Source organism: Rhodopseudomonas sp. AAP120 (assembly GCF_001295845.1).
Classification (GTDB): Bacteria; Pseudomonadota; Alphaproteobacteria; order Rhizobiales; family Xanthobacteraceae; genus Rhodopseudomonas.
On the sequence record NZ_LJIC01000070.1, the window covers coordinates 1 to 15,895 of the forward strand.

The 15,895-nt window shown below is 67.7% G+C and carries 15 protein-coding genes; 9 read left to right on the top strand and 6 right to left on the bottom strand.

Annotated elements, in window-relative coordinates; all coding sequences use genetic code 11:
- Positions 1-517, bottom strand: a 517-nt coding sequence (locus tag IP86_RS12455; RefSeq protein ID WP_156332479.1) for an MBL fold metallo-hydrolase, incomplete at its 3' end; no start/stop codon positions are given.
- A gap of 182 nt (positions 518-699) precedes the next feature.
- Positions 700-1,476: a DUF3750 domain-containing protein gene (locus IP86_RS12460; protein WP_054162864.1), complete on the bottom strand. Its 777-nt coding sequence runs from the start codon at positions 1,474-1,476 to the stop codon at positions 700-702.
- Between the two features lie 367 nt (positions 1,477-1,843).
- Here IP86_RS12460 and IP86_RS12465 point away from each other — a divergent pair, with 367 nt between their 5' ends.
- Complete coding sequence (locus IP86_RS12465; RefSeq protein ID WP_156332481.1) at positions 1,844-2,152, top strand: hypothetical protein; 309 nt, start codon at positions 1,844-1,846, stop codon at positions 2,150-2,152.
- Here IP86_RS12465 and IP86_RS12470 read toward each other — a convergent pair.
- Positions 2,146-3,555, bottom strand: coding sequence for a sulfatase-like hydrolase/transferase (locus tag IP86_RS12470; RefSeq protein ID WP_054162853.1), 1,410 nt, complete (start codon positions 3,553-3,555; stop codon positions 2,146-2,148). The two genes, IP86_RS12465 and IP86_RS12470, sit on opposite strands and share 7 nt — an antisense overlap.
- A gap of 219 nt (positions 3,556-3,774) precedes the next feature.
- The gene (locus IP86_RS12475) at positions 3,775-4,956 is read right to left on the bottom strand and encodes an alpha/beta hydrolase family protein (RefSeq protein WP_245290607.1); all 1,182 of its coding nucleotides are present in this window, start codon (positions 4,954-4,956) and stop codon (positions 3,775-3,777) included.
- A gap of 506 nt (positions 4,957-5,462) precedes the next feature.
- Between IP86_RS12475 and IP86_RS12480 the strand changes: the two genes are divergently transcribed.
- The 3 genes from IP86_RS12480 to IP86_RS12490 all read left to right on the top strand — a co-directional run bounded on the left by IP86_RS12480 (position 5,463) and on the right by IP86_RS12490 (position 6,489).
- Positions 5,463-5,672: a cold-shock protein gene (locus IP86_RS12480; RefSeq protein ID WP_054162855.1), complete on the top strand. Its 210-nt coding sequence runs from the start codon at positions 5,463-5,465 to the stop codon at positions 5,670-5,672.
- Positions 5,673-5,864: 192 nt separating this feature from the next.
- Positions 5,865-6,104, top strand: a complete 240-nt coding sequence (locus IP86_RS12485) for a hypothetical protein (RefSeq protein ID WP_054162856.1) — start codon at positions 5,865-5,867, stop codon at positions 6,102-6,104.
- A gap of 187 nt (positions 6,105-6,291) precedes the next feature.
- Positions 6,292-6,489 (top strand): hypothetical protein, encoded by a 198-nt coding sequence (locus IP86_RS12490; protein WP_054162857.1) that lies wholly within the window; start codon positions 6,292-6,294, stop codon positions 6,487-6,489.
- On the opposite strand, the gene IP86_RS12495 is transcribed toward IP86_RS12490, so the two are convergent.
- Together IP86_RS12495 and IP86_RS12500 are read right to left on the bottom strand one after the other, a co-directional pair.
- The gene (locus tag IP86_RS12495) at positions 6,479-6,889 is read right to left on the bottom strand and encodes a DUF3574 domain-containing protein (protein WP_054162858.1); all 411 of its coding nucleotides are present in this window, start codon (positions 6,887-6,889) and stop codon (positions 6,479-6,481) included. The genes IP86_RS12490 and IP86_RS12495 overlap by 11 nt on opposite strands.
- A gap of 70 nt (positions 6,890-6,959) precedes the next feature.
- Positions 6,960-8,087, bottom strand: coding sequence for an MFS transporter (locus IP86_RS12500; RefSeq protein WP_054162859.1), 1,128 nt, complete (start codon positions 8,085-8,087; stop codon positions 6,960-6,962).
- A gap of 355 nt (positions 8,088-8,442) precedes the next feature.
- On the opposite strand from IP86_RS12500, the gene IP86_RS12505 reads away from it, so the two are divergent.
- The 5 genes from IP86_RS12505 to IP86_RS12520 all read left to right on the top strand — a co-directional run bounded on the left by IP86_RS12505 (position 8,443) and on the right by IP86_RS12520 (position 15,763).
- Positions 8,443-10,044, top strand: coding sequence for a S8 family peptidase (locus IP86_RS12505; RefSeq protein WP_054162860.1), 1,602 nt, complete (start codon positions 8,443-8,445; stop codon positions 10,042-10,044).
- A gap of 25 nt (positions 10,045-10,069) precedes the next feature.
- Positions 10,070-10,318: a hypothetical protein gene (locus tag IP86_RS28665; RefSeq protein WP_156332482.1), complete on the top strand. Its 249-nt coding sequence runs from the start codon at positions 10,070-10,072 to the stop codon at positions 10,316-10,318.
- A 241-nt stretch (positions 10,319-10,559) separates the two neighbouring features.
- Positions 10,560-12,620 (top strand): threonine--tRNA ligase, encoded by a 2,061-nt coding sequence (thrS, locus tag IP86_RS12510; RefSeq protein ID WP_054162861.1) that lies wholly within the window; start codon positions 10,560-10,562, stop codon positions 12,618-12,620.
- 315 nt (positions 12,621-12,935) lie between these two features.
- A complete protein-coding gene (locus IP86_RS12515; protein WP_054162862.1) occupies positions 12,936-15,383 on the top strand; it encodes a YadA family autotransporter adhesin in 2,448 nt (815 codons plus the stop codon).
- A gap of 17 nt (positions 15,384-15,400) precedes the next feature.
- Positions 15,401-15,763: a hypothetical protein gene (locus IP86_RS12520; RefSeq protein WP_054162863.1), complete on the top strand. Its 363-nt coding sequence runs from the start codon at positions 15,401-15,403 to the stop codon at positions 15,761-15,763.
- The last annotated feature ends 132 nt before the right edge of the window (positions 15,764-15,895 follow it).

The following is a 15,895-nucleotide window of genomic DNA, read 5'->3' on the forward strand; positions in this document are numbered from 1 at the left end:
CCCGCCACTCCGGCAGCGGCGGCACGCTGCCGTCCGGCGGCAGCGCGCGCAGCCAATGCCCGACATCGACCGGACTGGTCGGAAACAGCGGCGACAGCCGCGCCATCAGCCCGCCGCCGACATTCGGGTCGGCCGGCGGATAGGATTCCGTGCCGTTGAGGAACGGCAGCTCGGCGGGATGCGCATAGACCGGCACGTCCCAGTCGCGCGCCAGCGTCTGCAGGCTGCCGACGTGGTCGAAATGGCCGTGGGTCATCACGATCGCCGACGGCCTGCCCTCGCCGCCGAACCGCGCCCGCGCGGCGGAGCGGATCGCGGCGGCGCTGCCGAACAGGCCGGCATCGATCAGCACCCAACCGCCGTCGCCGGCCTGCGGCGGCCCGACGAACATCACGTTGACGATCGCGAGCTGCTTGTAGGCGACGTCGGGTGCGATCTCGCGGACCTGATCGTCGCGCTCCGCGTCGAGATCGGGACGTTCCGCCTCGGCGGACGACGACAGCGGGATCTGGGCCATGTGGGGTTTCCTGTGCGAATACCCCACGGCAATGCGGACGACGCTGCCGAGTTGCTAACGCCGCGCGCGGTCGAGTGGCAACGCGGTGGGGTGGCACAGTTGCACAGCGCGTGCCCACGCGCTGTCGCGTCGACACTTATCAGCAAGAATGCGTGGGCACTCTTCGCTTTGCCCCACGAGGCTTAGATCGCGCTCAGCCCGATCCGTCCCAGCCCCGGCAGCTTGATCGCCGGGCGGCGCACATCCACTCCGAGCACAGCGCCGAGGAGATTCACTTCGATGCCCTCGATCCAGCCGAGCGTCAGGCCCGCATAGCCGCCGAGCGTGGCGCGGATGCCGGTGCCGGACGGCGTGAGGCCGATCCAGCCGCCGTCCCACGGATAGTCCTTGCCGATCGCGGTCGGCGGCAGCGTGGTGCGTAGTTCCGGCACCGCCGCGAGCGCGGCGGCCACGAAGGTGTTGGAATTCGGCCCCGGCCAAGCGCGGTAGTCGCCATAGGCGCTGAGCTTGTAGCTTTTGATCGCGGCTTCGATCTTCGGGATCATCGCGGCGGCTTCCTCACCGTCGGCGGCGGCGATCAGTTGCGGCAGATCGCCGAACCAGCGGCCGTCGGCGACAAAGCCGTTGACGCGGATCGGATCGCCCCACGCGGTGTAGTCGTAACGGGTGTAGCGCGACGCGCCCGCCGGCTTCACCACGATCCAGCTGTGCACCGCGAAGATGCCGCGCCAGCGCACGGTGCGCGCCGCGAACACGCGGACCAGCGCCTCGGGATGCTCGGCGGCCGGCGGCAGCATGCCGGCGCTGGAGCGATCCGCCGACTGCCAGGACACGCTGCGATCGCCCAGCATGTATTTGCCGGCCGACACGGCGATCGGCACCACCAGCAGCAACAGAACTAACAACACCAGGCGTCTCACGGGGGCTTTGGGAACCAGGGAAGGATGGTGATGATGCATATAGGGCGGGCGCGCGCTTCCGCCACCCACTCGCACTGCGACGCGGCGGCGCGATCAAATGATCGACGCGTGCCTTCGGGGGGCGGTTTGTGTGCGGGCTCATCATTCGAGGCCGGACGCCCGGCGCCGCGCGCCGCGCGACGACGTCGGTGCATCCCGACCTGGTAATTGTCCGAGGCTGGCGGGCGAGCGGCAAATCGGGAACTTTTCGGGGGAACCTGCGTCGCGCGTCCGGCCACTGCTTGCGCGTCCTGCCTTCGGCGACGCTCAGATGATTGCGATGATCATGCACGCGGCGGCATCCGCGAGATCGAGGCCGGATCAACGGCGCCTGCCCGGCACCGCGGCGCCTCGCCGCGACGGTCGCGTGGCGCTGCTCGGCCTCGTCGTGTTGCTGCTCGCCGGCTCCGCGGCGCCGGCCGCCGAAGCGGTGGCTGCGGCCAGCGCGAAGCCGGCGGCGAGCGCCGCGCGGTTCGACGAGCGATTCCCCAAGCCCCAGGACAATTTCGCCGACCGCGTTCCGCAGCCGCAGTCGGCGCCGACGGAGCCGCCGCCGAAGCGGGTGGTGACCACGATCGAGCGATTTCCGCGACGCGGCGGCGAGCTACGCACCTCCGACACCCGCCGACAGCCTCCGCCCGTCGTGGCGCCGGCGGCCTCCGTGCGCGCCTATTGAGGCGAGCCGAGCTCGGCTTCGCGCATTTGCGGCGCGCCGCGCGGCTGCAGCCTGTACCACGCGACCTGGCCCGGCTCGAACTGGGCGCGGCCCCGCTTCGACCACAGCGGCGGCGCGTGATCGCCGACCACGAGAATCTCCGGCTGCCGCAGCGCCGGATCGCGCGCGAGCTGCGCGACGACGTTGAACACGTCGTGCCAGATCTCCGCCATGCGGCAGACATCGGCCTGGCCGAACGAGCCGCCGTCACTGCCACAGCGGAAATTGGTGCGGGCCTGATCGGGCGCGACCGGAACGTGGCTGTTGAGAGTCAGCCAATACACGAAGCGCGGCTGGTCGCGTGCGCCGGCCGGCCGTGCCGCCGCGAGCAGCGGCGCCATGTCGGCATCGCAGGCGCCGCGAAACGAGTCGCCGCAGATCCGGCCGGTGGCTTTGATCAGATCCTTGCCGAACAACGAGCGGCCGAAGCCGATGGTCGGATACCATTGCTCACGCTCGAACATGCCGCCGACAAAGCCGTGCACCGCGACGGTGCCGTAGCCACGCTGCGCCAGCCGGTCGGGCAGACAGTGATCGGCGTCCTGCGCCACATAGTCCTTGTAGAACATCCGCGTGCCGCACAATTCGCGCATCTCGCCGGACGTGGTCGAGCCGAAATACGTCGTGTATCCCGAGGTCAGCGCATAGTCGCGGGCCAGCGCGGGATCGCGCAGCGGCGCGGCGATCCGCGCCCGCGCCACCGGGTCGCGCAGATAGCCGAGGCTCTCCACCATCACCAGCACGACATCGCGCCCGCCCTCGCCGGCCGCCGCCGCAAAGCCGGACACCTCCGCGGCCGACTGCACCGGCTCGCTGCGGCCGATCATCCAGCCGAGATGATAATGCGGCGACAGATTGCCGACGAAATCCACCGCAGCGAAACCGAGGGTCAGCCCGAACAGGACCGGCGCATTGGCGGCGGCGAGCGCCGCGCGGCTGCTGAGACAGACCAGCGATGCGATGGTGGTGGCGGCGATCGTCGCGATCAGCGCCACGTAGAGCGATGAGGCGAACAGCTCGACCCGCTGCGCGTGCTCGACCGCGGCGAGAAATTCGGACGGCGCCATGCCGAACATCAGCGCCAGCGTCCGCACCAGATCGAAGGCCAGCACCGCCAGAAACAGCGGCACGATGAAGACGAAACGCAGATGCCGCGCCAGCATCGCCACGCAGGCATACAGCAGGATGCTCTCGGTGCGCGGCGGCAGTCCGATATCGACCAGCGACGTCAAGGTGAGCAGTGACAGCAAATTGGGGATCAGCAGACCGCCGGCAATCAGCCGGATGTTGGCCCGGACAAACCGCGCGAGGTCGGCCAGCACATCCCGCTCCGGACCGACGCGCCCCGCAACATCAATATCCATGTGCAACCACCAATCGAGCAAATCAATGATTGAAGGCTAGCGTTGCAAACACCAAGTTCGAGTTAATTGGAACAGAGAAAGCCGCGCACCAGAATACCGCTATCGCGGCGGGATCGGCATGGCAGCACGAAGGCGGAATGCCCCGGGCTGCCGGCGGCGTGGATGGCCGGGACCGCCCCGCCATCCACGATCTCGTTGCGGCGGCGTGAACGCCGGCCGTCACATGCCGTCGAACCACGCCTTCCACTGCGGCACCGCCGTGGCGAAGGTGCCGCGATGGCTGGTCGGGCCGGTGGAGACGGCTTCGACCTGCGGATTGCCGGCGCCGATCGCGCGCTGATACGTCATCGCCAGCCGGCCGAGGCCGACGCTGATCGCCTCATCACTGTCGCCGTAGTAATTGCGGACCGGAGTCTTGATCACCCAGCGATACGCCGTGGTGGCGGCCACCAGCCGGCCGTAGGCGGAGTCGGCGAAGAACTGCGGATCGAAATACGCCGGCCGGATCAGCTTGTGCAGATCGGTCGGGACGTCGGCGATATTGTAAGGCTGGCGCTCATAGGCCTTGCGGGCGACCTCGTAGACGTCGTCGTTGATCAGCGAGCGCGCCAGCCCGGGCACGCCGTAGTAATTCTCGAACGAGAACGCCGACAGGATGAACAGCGAGTTCACCCAGGACGCGTCGTTCTTGCGCGGGAAACTGAGAAAGCCGTTGAGCGCGACGGCGACGTCGAGCGGCGCGCTCGCGGTGGCGGCGGCCGTCACCTTCACGCCGTCATGCTCCAGCTTCTCCAGCATCGCCATGGTGACGAAGCCGCCCTGCGACCAGCCGGCCAGGAACAGTTTGGAGGTGGTGAGCTTGAGATGATCCAGCACCGCGCGGCTCGCCGCCAGCATGTCGGTCGTCGCCTGCTGATGGCTGGCCTTCACCATGTAGCCTTCCGGCTCGCTCGAGGTGCCCATACCGAAGTAATCGGCGCCGATCACGATCGCGCCCTGGCCGGCGAACTGCGCCAGCATCAACTGCGTCTCCGGCGACTGCTCGGGAAACGACGGCACCTCCTGCTTTCCGTACACCGTGCCGTGCTGATACGACACCAGCGGAAACGACGTCGCGCCGGTGTCGGGAACGGCGAGCAGCCCGCTCGCGGTGATCGGCTTGTTGGCGCGCTCCGGCACCACCGACGCATAGGTGACACGATAGAGCCGCACCGCGTTGACGGCCGGCGTGTAGCTGACCGTGACGCCGGCGAAGGCGGGCGTGTCGGCAGTCAGGATCTTGTTGAGCTGCGCCACGTCCCAGCGCGCCAGAAACTCGTAGGAGACGTCGGACGTCACCCGTACCGGCCCCTGCTGCTGCGCGGCGGCCGGCGCCGAGGCCACCATCGCAACAACCACCATCCATGCCCACCGCCCCAAACCCGTCATCATCCGCTGCCGCCAAATTGTCTCGCGCGCGCCCCATGCCCGCGCCGCCCGCCGATGTAGCACACCGGCGCGAGCTTTGTAGTCCGCCGTACAGGACGCGGGAGACGTCGACCGGCGACAACTGCTAAGCGTCGCCGCGCGTTGTTGCCGCGTCCCTCGGGCGAGAACGCAGCGGCCACGACCTGCGCGCCGATGGCGGCGAATAGGCGCCGTGCTGATCAGCGCTGTGACGGTTTGATGATTAGCAATCCGGCGATCTCGCGCGCGCCGCATTGCGAACGCATCTGTGATCATCAGCAGGCTGCGACAACGGCGCGGCCCAGCATGCTTGTGTTTGCCGGCCGGTTCAGATACAGTCTGTTTATTCGATTAGCCGCTGTGCCTTTCTGAACGCGCCCGCGGGCTCCTTCCCAAAGACATCGATTAGTTGAACGACGTCGCGTGATGGTCGCGCGGCGATATGCTTTGGAGAATGGACTATGCCGACAGGCACCGTGAAGTGGTTTAATGGTCAAAAGGGTTTCGGCTTCATCGCGCCGAACGACGGCGGCAACGACGTGTTCGTGCACATCAGCGCGGTCGAGCGTGCCGGCCTTTCGGGCCTTGCCGAAGGCCAGAAGGTCAATTTCGACCTGAAGACCGACAAGATGCGCGGCAAGACCAGCGCCGAGAACCTCGAGCTGGCGTAATTCGGCGATCTTCCGTTTCACGGATGTACTGAAACGGCGGATTTCCTGACGCGAATGCGGCACCCCCGCCCGGTCGGACAGATCGGGCGGGTATCGCCATGCGTGTCATGATCACTAGACGGACTATTCGGCCTGGAGCAAAGATCACGACCTGTTTTCGCCGGTTCCAGGCCCGCAAGTGAGGAGATCGAGATGGTCGGCAAGAACGACACCGAACGCTCACCCACGAGCATCGAGCGTGCCCGCAAGAAGCAGCTCGCCCAGGAAGAAGGCTCGCGCATGATGGCGCAGTTCCAGCAGGAGGCCGTCGCGGTCCGCAAGAACATGGAACGGCTGCGCGCCCTGCGGCTCGCCAAGGAAGAAGCCGAGGCCGAAGCCCAGGCGGATGCCGCACCGGTGGCCGCGAAGAAGAAGGCCCGCAAGAAGGCGTGATCCAGGCGCGGCGACGATGTGTGCGCCGGACGTCGATGCTGTGAGGCGCGCGGGCGTCATCGTCCCGGCCGAATGAATTGGTCCGCTGGATCTCCGCCGTCCCGAGCCTCGCGGCGACGCCCCCTCTCCCCGCCCTGCCGGTGCGTGCGACGCGCGAATCCGGAATGACGATCGCTCGGAGTTTCCGATGGCCGTGCCCGACGACTTCCGACTGATCCGCGAAATCCGCGACGCGGGCGGCCGTCGGCAGGTGTTCGACACCCGCGATCAGAAGCGTTACGACGATCTCGTCACGCTGGGCTGGCTGCAGCGCCTGTCGATCGACGCCAGATCGGCGCATTACCGTATCACCGAGCGCGGCACCGCCGCGGCGCTCAGAAGCTGACGCAGCTCGGCCGCACCGCCAGCAGCACGCCCTGCTGCCTGAAGCGCCGCTTATAGGCGTCGGCGATCGCGGTCAGCGCCGCGGCCTTCGCCGGATCCTCGGCGAACACCAGTGTCACCAGCTTGGCCTTCTCGTGAACGATGCGGCCGCGCTCCGGGTCGTGCCACTGCCCCACCCCGTCGATCACGGTGAAGCCATCCGGAAATCGCGGCGTGATCTCCTCGGCGGTGAAGCGCTTGAAGTCGGCGTCGCTGACGCCGAGCCGGTCGCCGATGTTGCGCCCGAAAGCGAGTTCGGCACTGAGCATCGGCCGCGACGGCGGCAGGCACGCCGGCGCCGGCAGCGCGGCACAGCCGGCAAGTGTCGCCGAAAGGCCGCAGACGATCAGCACGCGTATCATCACCGGCCGCCTCGCATCTCACCCCCGCAGCGATGTCCGAGAGTTCCTTAGCACGCCGGCCGCGCCGCGATCACGCCCCCGCGGGCCGCTTCTCCCGCGTCGCCAGCAGCACCGCGAGCAGCGCGCAGCTCATCACCGCGGTCGAGACGTAGCCGCTCGCGTGCAGCAGGCCGGCGGCGAACAGCACGCCGCCGATCGCCGAGCCGACCGCCTGGCCGAGATACAGCACCGAGGTGTTGAGCGACACCGTGGCGCCGGCGAGCGCCGGATCGGCCGTCACCAGCCGCACCTGCTGCATCGAATTCGACGCCGCGAAGCCCATCCCCCACACCGCGACGGCGGCCGCCATCACCATGAAATGCCCGGCCCCGAAGGTCCAGCCGGCGATGCCGGCGAGCATCAGCGAGGTGAACAGCGCCGAGGTGTTGTAGGAGCCCCAGCCGTCGACGATGCGGCTGGCGATCACGCTGCCGATGAAGCCGCAGACGCCGTAGATCGCGAACACCAGGCCGATCTCGGCGGGGCCGGCGCCGGTGAGTCCGGTCAGCAGCGGACCGAAATAGGTGAACACGACGAACTGCCCGGAGGTCTGCAGCGACGACACGCCGAGCAGCGTCAGAATGCGGCGGCTGCGCCCGACCGCGACCCAGGTCTTGAGGTCCACCGGCGCGGCGCTCAGCCCGCCCGGCAGCCGCGCCCACAGCAGCACGAAACTGATCAGGCCGATCGCGCCGATCATGCCGTAAGCGGCGCGCCAGCCGAAATGGCCGGCCGCGAAGGTGATCAGCGGCACGCCGACCGCCACCGCCAGCGACCAGCCGAGAAACACATACGCCATGGTGCCGCCGCGCTTCTCGATCGGCACGATCAGCGCCGCAGCGCCGGCCGCCTGCGGCGTGTACAGCGCCCCGACCGACAGCAACGCCAGCCGCAGCACCAGCAGCACCGCGTAGTTCGGCGCGAACGCCGAAGCGAGATTGCCGAGCCCGAGCACCAAGAGCGTCGTCGCCAGCAGCAGCCGGCGATCGATCCGGCTGGTCAGCCACGCCGTCAACGGCGAGCCGACGCACAGCACCACCGCGCCGAACGTGATCAGCAACCCGGCATCGCGAACGCTGACGCCGAGACCATCGGACAGCTCGAGCAACATCCCGGCCGGCGCCAGAACCGACGTTCCGGTGACGAAATTGCCGAGCATGAGGGCGGTGGGTGCGAAGCGGCGGGACACCCGGAGAGGCTAGCAGGATTTCAATGCAGATGCATTAAAATTTTGCGCGCGTGGCGGCGAGAGAAGTTTTCGCGGTCTTTTGCCGTTGACCAACACTGAATCATGCCGCCGAGGCGACGGATGGCCCGGCGACGTCACAGGCCGAATGGCGAATGTGCCCGCCCCGTTCGGCAGACAACCGACCGAGGGTGTCCCTTCATTGGCGCGGCACGAGGTAATAGAGTGACGTACTTGAAGCGTCAGCTCTCGGCTGCGTCACTCTTCCAGCGTCCGGATATCTCCTTCATACTACGCCCATTGATTGACCAAATAATTGGAGCGTTCGATGGTGAAGAGAAGCGAAGTCCGTCGTTACGTCGTGATGAGTGCCGATGGCTTTCTCGATCCGGTTCTCGCGGAGCGGAACTATCAGCCGAGCGCGGCGCTGGTCACGCTGGCTGCACGTCCTGCGACAAACACCGCGAATCCGGAGATGCGCATTCTGGACTCGATCCGCGAAGACGGCCCCAAGCTGGTCGAGATGACGGCGGAAGGCGAATTGAGCCTGCGGTTGGCGAATCCCAGTTTGAAGATCGTGCAAGAGGTTTTCTATCATCGGCAGTGGGAGCAATTGCGCGTCGAGCGAAAGCTGTCTGCAGCCAAGGCCAGAACATCACGTGCCACACCGCGACGGGGCGCCAAGAAAGCGGCGAAGAAATTGGCGAAAGCCGCGCCCTCCCCTGTGACGGCCGTGATCACGATCATCGACGCAGCGGATGGCAGCCCTGTGGCGGGAGCCCGCATCGTGGCATTCACCAATTTCAGCGCGCGCGAGGGCGCCGAAGCGACGTCCGGGGCGAAGGGCACAGCACGGTTGAGCGGTCTGTCGCCGAGCCGAACTCTCGAACGCGTCTACGTTTATCCTCCGGCCCGTTACTGGGGATATTTCGCAACCGATACGACCGCCTCTCGATTGGGAACGACCAAGCTTCGCAAGGTCAATGTTAGCGATCCTTCGCTGCTGCTGCGCGACCTGTACGGAGCCTTGCCGCCCAATAGCGGCACCGGGGTCACCGTCGCGATCATCGACAGTGGAGTGGATGGCAGCCATCCAGACCTGCCGAATGTCATCGGCGGTCTTAACTGCGTCAGCGACGAAACCCGCGCCAATCCCGCCGCCGAATCCCAGTGGCGGCCGGCGCACATCAAAGGCGAGCATGGCACCCACGTCGCCGGCATCGTCGCGGGCCGCGGCCAGCCCGGCGGCTTCCACGGCGTTGCCCCGCAGGCCAATCTGCGTAGCTATCGGGTATTTCCCGACAGCGGCGACGGCGCGAGCAACTTCGACATTGCCAAGGCCATCGACCGCGCCGTCCTCGACAAGTGCGACATCATCAATCTGAGCCTCGGCGGCGGCCTGAGGGACGACCTGACCCACGCCGCCATCCTTCGCGCCCTGGACGCCGGCGTCGTGGTGGTCGCAGCAGCCGGCAATGGTTATCGTGCTAGCGTCAGTTATCCGGCGGCCTGGCAGGAGTGCGTCGCCGTCGCGGCGATGGGACGGATCGGCACCTTCCCGAAGGACTCCCTCGGGAGAGCCGACATTGCGCTACCACGAGGCGGTCCGTCGGCGCCCAAAGACTTCGTCGCCGCCTTTTCGAATATCGGTAGTGAAATCGATGTCATCGGCCCCGGCGTCGAGATCGTTTCGACCTTGCCGGGAGGATCCCATGGGCCGCTCAGCGGTACCTCGATGGCCGCACCGGCGGTAGCGGGTTTTGCCGCCTTCCTGCTGTCGGAGCAGGCCGGACTGCGGCAAAAATCCGGCCCCGACCGTTCACGTGCCTTGAAGGATGCCCTATATGCCAGTTGCGAGCCGCGCGGCTTCGGTCGAAACTTCGAAGGCTTCGGTTTGCCGGTCTTCAGGCCTCAGTTGCCGAACGCGTGACGCCCGCCGAGATGGAGCCGCATCGATGAGCAGCCATACTGTGGTTTTTCGTGCCGGACCGAGCTCCCACACCGGTGATGAGGTGGCTGAACGGCTGCGCGCCGGCGGCGTGAAGGTCGTCGACGAGCAGCCCAACATGCTCCTGGTTTCCGGATCTCGCACACGGATCAGTAAGGCGCTCGGCAACGCTCAGGGCTGGAGCCTCACCGCAGAGACTCGCACGCCCCATCCCGACGTCCGTAAGAGCGTGCTCAAGCCTCCGTCGGGCAGTTGAGGCCACCGTCTGACGCGGTGTCGCTTTTCCGGTCTGACATCCTTGTGGCTGAAACGTCAGCTCCGGCTAAACCTCTAAGGACCGTCACAAAACAGCTTTGCGGCGGTTGCGGCGGTGCCGAGGCGGCGAGATCGAGGCTCCCGGCCTTGCCGTCCTTCCTTGCAAGCTCCGTTTCGGCTGCTATACAGCCGCTTTCCGCTTACCTGCGCTCGTACGCAGGAGTGAGCCACAGGAGCATGACATGAACGACAAGACTCCCGCCGACAAAGCTGCGCCCGCCTCCGGCTTCCAGTTCACGCTGTCCAATCTGAAGCCCGCAGTGCCGGCCGACCAGATCACCATCACCTTCCCCGACGGTAAGACCCGCGAGTATCCGCGCGGCACCACCGGGCTCGACATCGCCAAGGGCATCTCGCCGTCGCTGGCCAAGCGCACGGTGGCGATGGCGCTGAACGGCGCGCTGACCGACCTCGCCGATCCGATCGAAGACAATGCGGCGATCGACTTCGTCGCCCGCGACGATGCGCGCGCGCTCGAACTGATCCGGCACGACTGCGCCCACGTGCTGGCCGAAGCTGTGCAGTCGCTGTGGCCGGGCACCCAGGTGACCATCGGGCCGACCATCGAGAACGGCTTCTACTACGACTTCTTCCGCAACGAGCCGTTCACGCCCGAGGATTTCGCCGCAATCGAAAAGCGGATGCGCGAGATCATCCAGCGCGACAAGCCGTTCACCAAGGAAGTCTGGTCTCGCGACGAGGCCAAGCGGGTGTTCGCCGACAACGGCGAGGCGTTCAAGGTCGAGCTGGTCGACGCCATTCCCGAAGATCAGACCATCAAGATCTACAAGCAGGGCGAATGGTTCGATCTGTGCCGCGGCCCGCATATGACCTCGACCGGCAAGATCGGCACCGCCTTCAAGCTGATGAAGGTGGCCGGCGCGTATTGGCGCGGCGACAGCAACAATCCGATGCTGACCCGCATCTACGGCACCGCCTTCGCCAAGCAGGAAGACCTCGACGCTTACTTGAAGCAGATCGAGGAAGCCGAGAAGCGCGACCATCGCCGGCTCGGCCGCGAGCTCGACCTGTTCCACTTCCAGGAGGAAGGCCCCGGCGTCGTGTTCTGGCACGCCAAGGGCTGGAGCATCTTCCAGTCGCTGGTCGGCTACATGCGCCGCCGCCTCGCCGGCAATTACGACGAGGTCAACGCGCCGCAGATCCTCGACAAGGTGTTGTGGGAGACCTCGGGCCATTGGGACTGGTACCGCGAGAACATGTTCGCGGCGCAGTCCGCCGGTGAGGACGCCGAGGACAAGCGCTGGTTCGCGCTGAAGCCGATGAACTGCCCGGGCCACGTCCAGATCTTCAAGCACGGCCTGAAGAGCTATCGCGACCTGCCGCTGCGGCTCGCCGAGTTCGGCGTGGTGCATCGCTACGAGCCGTCGGGCGCGATGCACGGCCTGATGCGGGTGCGCGGCTTCACCCAGGACGACGCGCATGTGTTCTGCACCGAGGCGCAGCTCGCCGACGAGTGCATGAAGATCAACGACCTGATCCTGTCGACCTACTCGGACTTCGGGTTCGAGGGCGAACTCACCGTCAAGCTGTCGACCCGTCCGGAAAAGCGCGTCGGCACCGACGAGATGTGGGATCACGCCGAGCGCGTGATGGCCACGGTGCTCAGCGAGATCAAGGCCAAGGGCGGCAACCGCATCAAGACCGAGATCAACCCGGGCGAAGGCGCGTTCTACGGGCCGAAGTTCGAATACGTGCTGCGCGACGCCATCGGCCGCGACTGGCAATGCGGCACCACGCAGGTCGACTTCAACCTGCCGGAGCGGTTCGGCGCGTTCTACATCGACGCCGACGGCGCCAAGAAGGCGCCGGTGATGGTGCATCGCGCGATCTGCGGCTCGATGGAGCGTTTCATCGGCATCCTGATCGAGCACTACGCCGGCAACTTCCCGCTGTGGCTGGCGCCGGTGCAGGTCGTGGTGACGACGATTACGTCCGAAGGCGACGACTACGCCCAGAAGGTGCTCGCGGCACTTCGCAAGGCCGGCCTGCGCGCCGACATCGATCTGCGCAACGAGAAGATCAACTTCAAGGTGCGCGAGCATTCGCTGGCGAAGGTCCCGGCCCTCTTGGTAGTCGGCAAGAAGGAAGCCGAGACTCACCAGGTCTCGGTCCGCCGCCTCGGCAGCGAGGGCCAGAAGGTGATGCCGACCGACGAGGCGATCGCCGCGCTGGTCGATGAAGCGACGCCGCCGGACGTGCGGCGGGCGCGGGAGGCGGCGTAACGACGAGGAGCGAGGCGACGTCGGGTCGCCTCGCGCCTCCCCACGCCGCGCCAAATGGTCGTCGGCGGCATTGGTCGAATTACGCAACAGCGGCCTCATTGGCAGCATAGTACCCGCCGATTTCTACCCGACGTTGCGGGAACGCAACAGCGGCTGATCAATAAGCACTTGTGAATCCATCCATTTTCATGATCCGCCTGCGCGCGCTGCGGCAACGGGAACCGTACACCCTGCCGCGCGAAGCACGTAATACTACCGGGCAAGTTGTTCGGCCCTGCAGAAGGCCGAGGCGTCACGCGGGGTGCGGAGGGGAAAATGGGGACAGGTCGGAAGCGGCGGGCTGCGCTGCTGGCAGGCAGCGTGCTGGCATGGACCCTGCCCGCTGCGTTTCCCGCTCTCGCCCAGCAGACCAGTTGCACCGGCGGCACCGCGGGCGCCGGTGGCGACCTCGCCTGCGGCACCGGCTCCCAGGCCAGCAGCAACGGGCAGCAGGGCGCCACCGCCTACGGCTTCGGCGCCACCGCCTACGGCGCCGACACCGTGTCGATCGGCGCTTATTCCGGCTCGACGGTCACGTCGCCCGGCGTGGTCAGCATCGGCGCTGCCGCCAACGGCTTCACGGTGCCGATGGGCCAGTACAGCACGGCGATCGGGTCCGGCGTTCTCGCCAACGCATCGGGCCCCCGTTCGAGCGGCGATTTCAGCATCGCGATCGGCGGCGGCAACGGCACGGACGCGACCGGCGCACGCGCGTTCGGCGGCTCCAGCGTGGCGGTCGGCGCGAATACGGTCGCGAACGGGACCAACAGCGCCGCGCTCGGCGCCGGCAATACAACGAGCGGCAACGACGCCGTCGCAGTCGGCAGCAGCAACACGGCGACAGCCAACAACGCGTCGGCCTTTGGCTCCTCCAACACCGCCAGCAGCACCTCATCCACCGCAGTCGGCACCGGCAACACCGCGGCCGGCACCAACGCGGCCGCGCTCGGCGCCGGCAACGCGACCAGCGGCAACAACAGCACCGCCACCGGCTCGTCCAACACCATCTCGGGCGATTTCGCCACGGCGATCGGGACCGGCAACAGCCTGAGCGGAAGCGGCAGCCATGGCGGCAGCGGCAACGGCGCCTTCGGCCGCGGCAACCGGGTCAACGGCGACGAGAGCTTCGCCATCGGCGTCAACAACACCGTGAATGCCGATACCAGCAACGTCGTCGGCTCGTGGAACTGGGTCGACTACAACAGTAGAGGGTTCGGCCAAGGCGCGCAGGTCTACGGAATGGAGAATAACGTCGGCTACAACCGCAATTCCCAGGACGCGGTGGTGATCGGCAATCGCAGCGGCGTGGATGCGCGTGAATCGGTTGCGGTCGGCACCGCGACGACCGTGACCGGCGACAGAGGCGTCTCGATCGGCACGCTCAGCAAGGTGACCGGCGTCAGTGGCGTCGCGCTCGGTGAAAGCGCCAACTCGACCGGCGACTATGCCAGCAGCATCGGCCCGCAGAGCTCGGCGACCGGCCGCATCGCCAGCGCATTCGGAGCTTTGGCGAATGCCGGCGGTGCATTCGGCAACGAAGGCACCACCGCGCTCGGCAGCGGCGCGCTCGCCGGCACCGGCGGCGCGGGCTTCACCTATGCGACCGCGGTCGGCGCCAACGCCGAGGCGCAAGGCGCCAACGCCATCGCCATCGGCGGCAGCACCGGGGCGGGACCGGGCAACGCGGCTTATGCGGCAGGAACCAACGCGATCGCCGTCGGCAATGGCAGTCAGGCAATGGCGACCAATGCACTCGCGCAAGGCACCGGCGCGCGCGCCACTGGGACCAGCTCGATGGCGCTCGGCACCGGCTCTCTCGCCGCCGGCGAAAACGGCGTGGCCTTCGGCAATTCGGCAGCCGCTACCGGCTATGCCAGCACTGCGCTCGGCTTCGGCGCCGCTGCGACCGGCGGCCAGTCGCTCGCGCTCGGCATCGCCGCGCAGGCGACCGGCTCGAACGCGACCGCGCAAGGCTCGGGCGCGCAGGCCAGCGGCAGCGGTGCGATGGCGCTCGGCAGCAACGCGCTCGCCAGCGCCGACAACGCGATCGCGCAGGGCACCGGCGCCTCGGCGACCGGCGTCAATGCAATCGCGATCGGCACCGGCGCCAGCGCCACCGGTTCGGTCGCGGTCGGCGTCGCGGCCTCGGCGGCCAATGGCGGCGCGGCGTTCGGCGACCGCGCGGTCGCGACCGGCGCAGCCAGCACCGCGATCGGCCCGGACGCGACGGTGACGGTCGCGCGCGGCGTGGCGGTTGGCAGCGGCGCCGTGGTGACGGCCCCGAACGCCGTGGCGCTCGGCGCCGGCTCGGTCGCCAACCAGGCCAACACCGTCTCGGTCGGCTCGGCCGGCAATGAGCGCCGGGTCACCAACGTTGCGGCCGGCATCTCGCCGACAGACGCCGTCAATGTCGGCCAGCTCAGCGGCATCACCTCGGGCTTCCAGTCGCAGATCAGTGGCCTGCAGGATCAGGTCTGGAGCAATCAGCGCGAAGCCCGCGCCGGCACCGCGCTGGCGCTGGCGACGTCGGGCCTGAGCTACGACCACCGTCCCGGCAAGGCCTCGGTCGCCGCCGCTTTCGGCAACTACAAGGGCATGTCCGGCCTCGCGGTCGGTCTCGGCTACGCGATGAACGAGCGCGTCCGCGTCAATGCGGCGTTCAGCGGCGTGTCGGAGGTCGATTACTACGGCGTCGTCGCCGGCGCCTCGCTGACGCTGAACTGAGCCGCGGTCGAACCGCCATGAAGCTGCACAACGCATTCCCGACGCGGCACGGCCGCATGACTGTGAAACCTGCAAGGCTGGTCGCGCTGGCGACGACGTCGGTGGTTGTGCTGTTGCCGCACGGCGCGGCCGCCCAGCAGACCGAATGGAGCAAGCTGCCGCGGATGCAGCTCGAACGGCAGTTCGCGGGGCCGCTGCAGGACACCGTGGTGCAGCGCTGGCGCGATCCCGCCGACGGCACGATCTGCTACTTGTATCTGCCGATCTCGGCGCCGCATTCGCCGCCGACGCCGTCCGGCTATGTCCAATACGGCTCCGCCACGATCGGCTCGATTAGTTGCATGCCGGGACCGCCCGCTCCGGCCGCGCAAAAGCGCTGAGCCTCGCGCCACCCTGCCCCATCGCAAGCTGCCGGCGGCAGCGGCGCCGCACGCGCGCCGGGCGCGTCGCTGCGACAGCCGCCGCCTGCCGGGGCCGCCGGAAGCAACGGCGGGAGACGTCCGTTGCTTCCG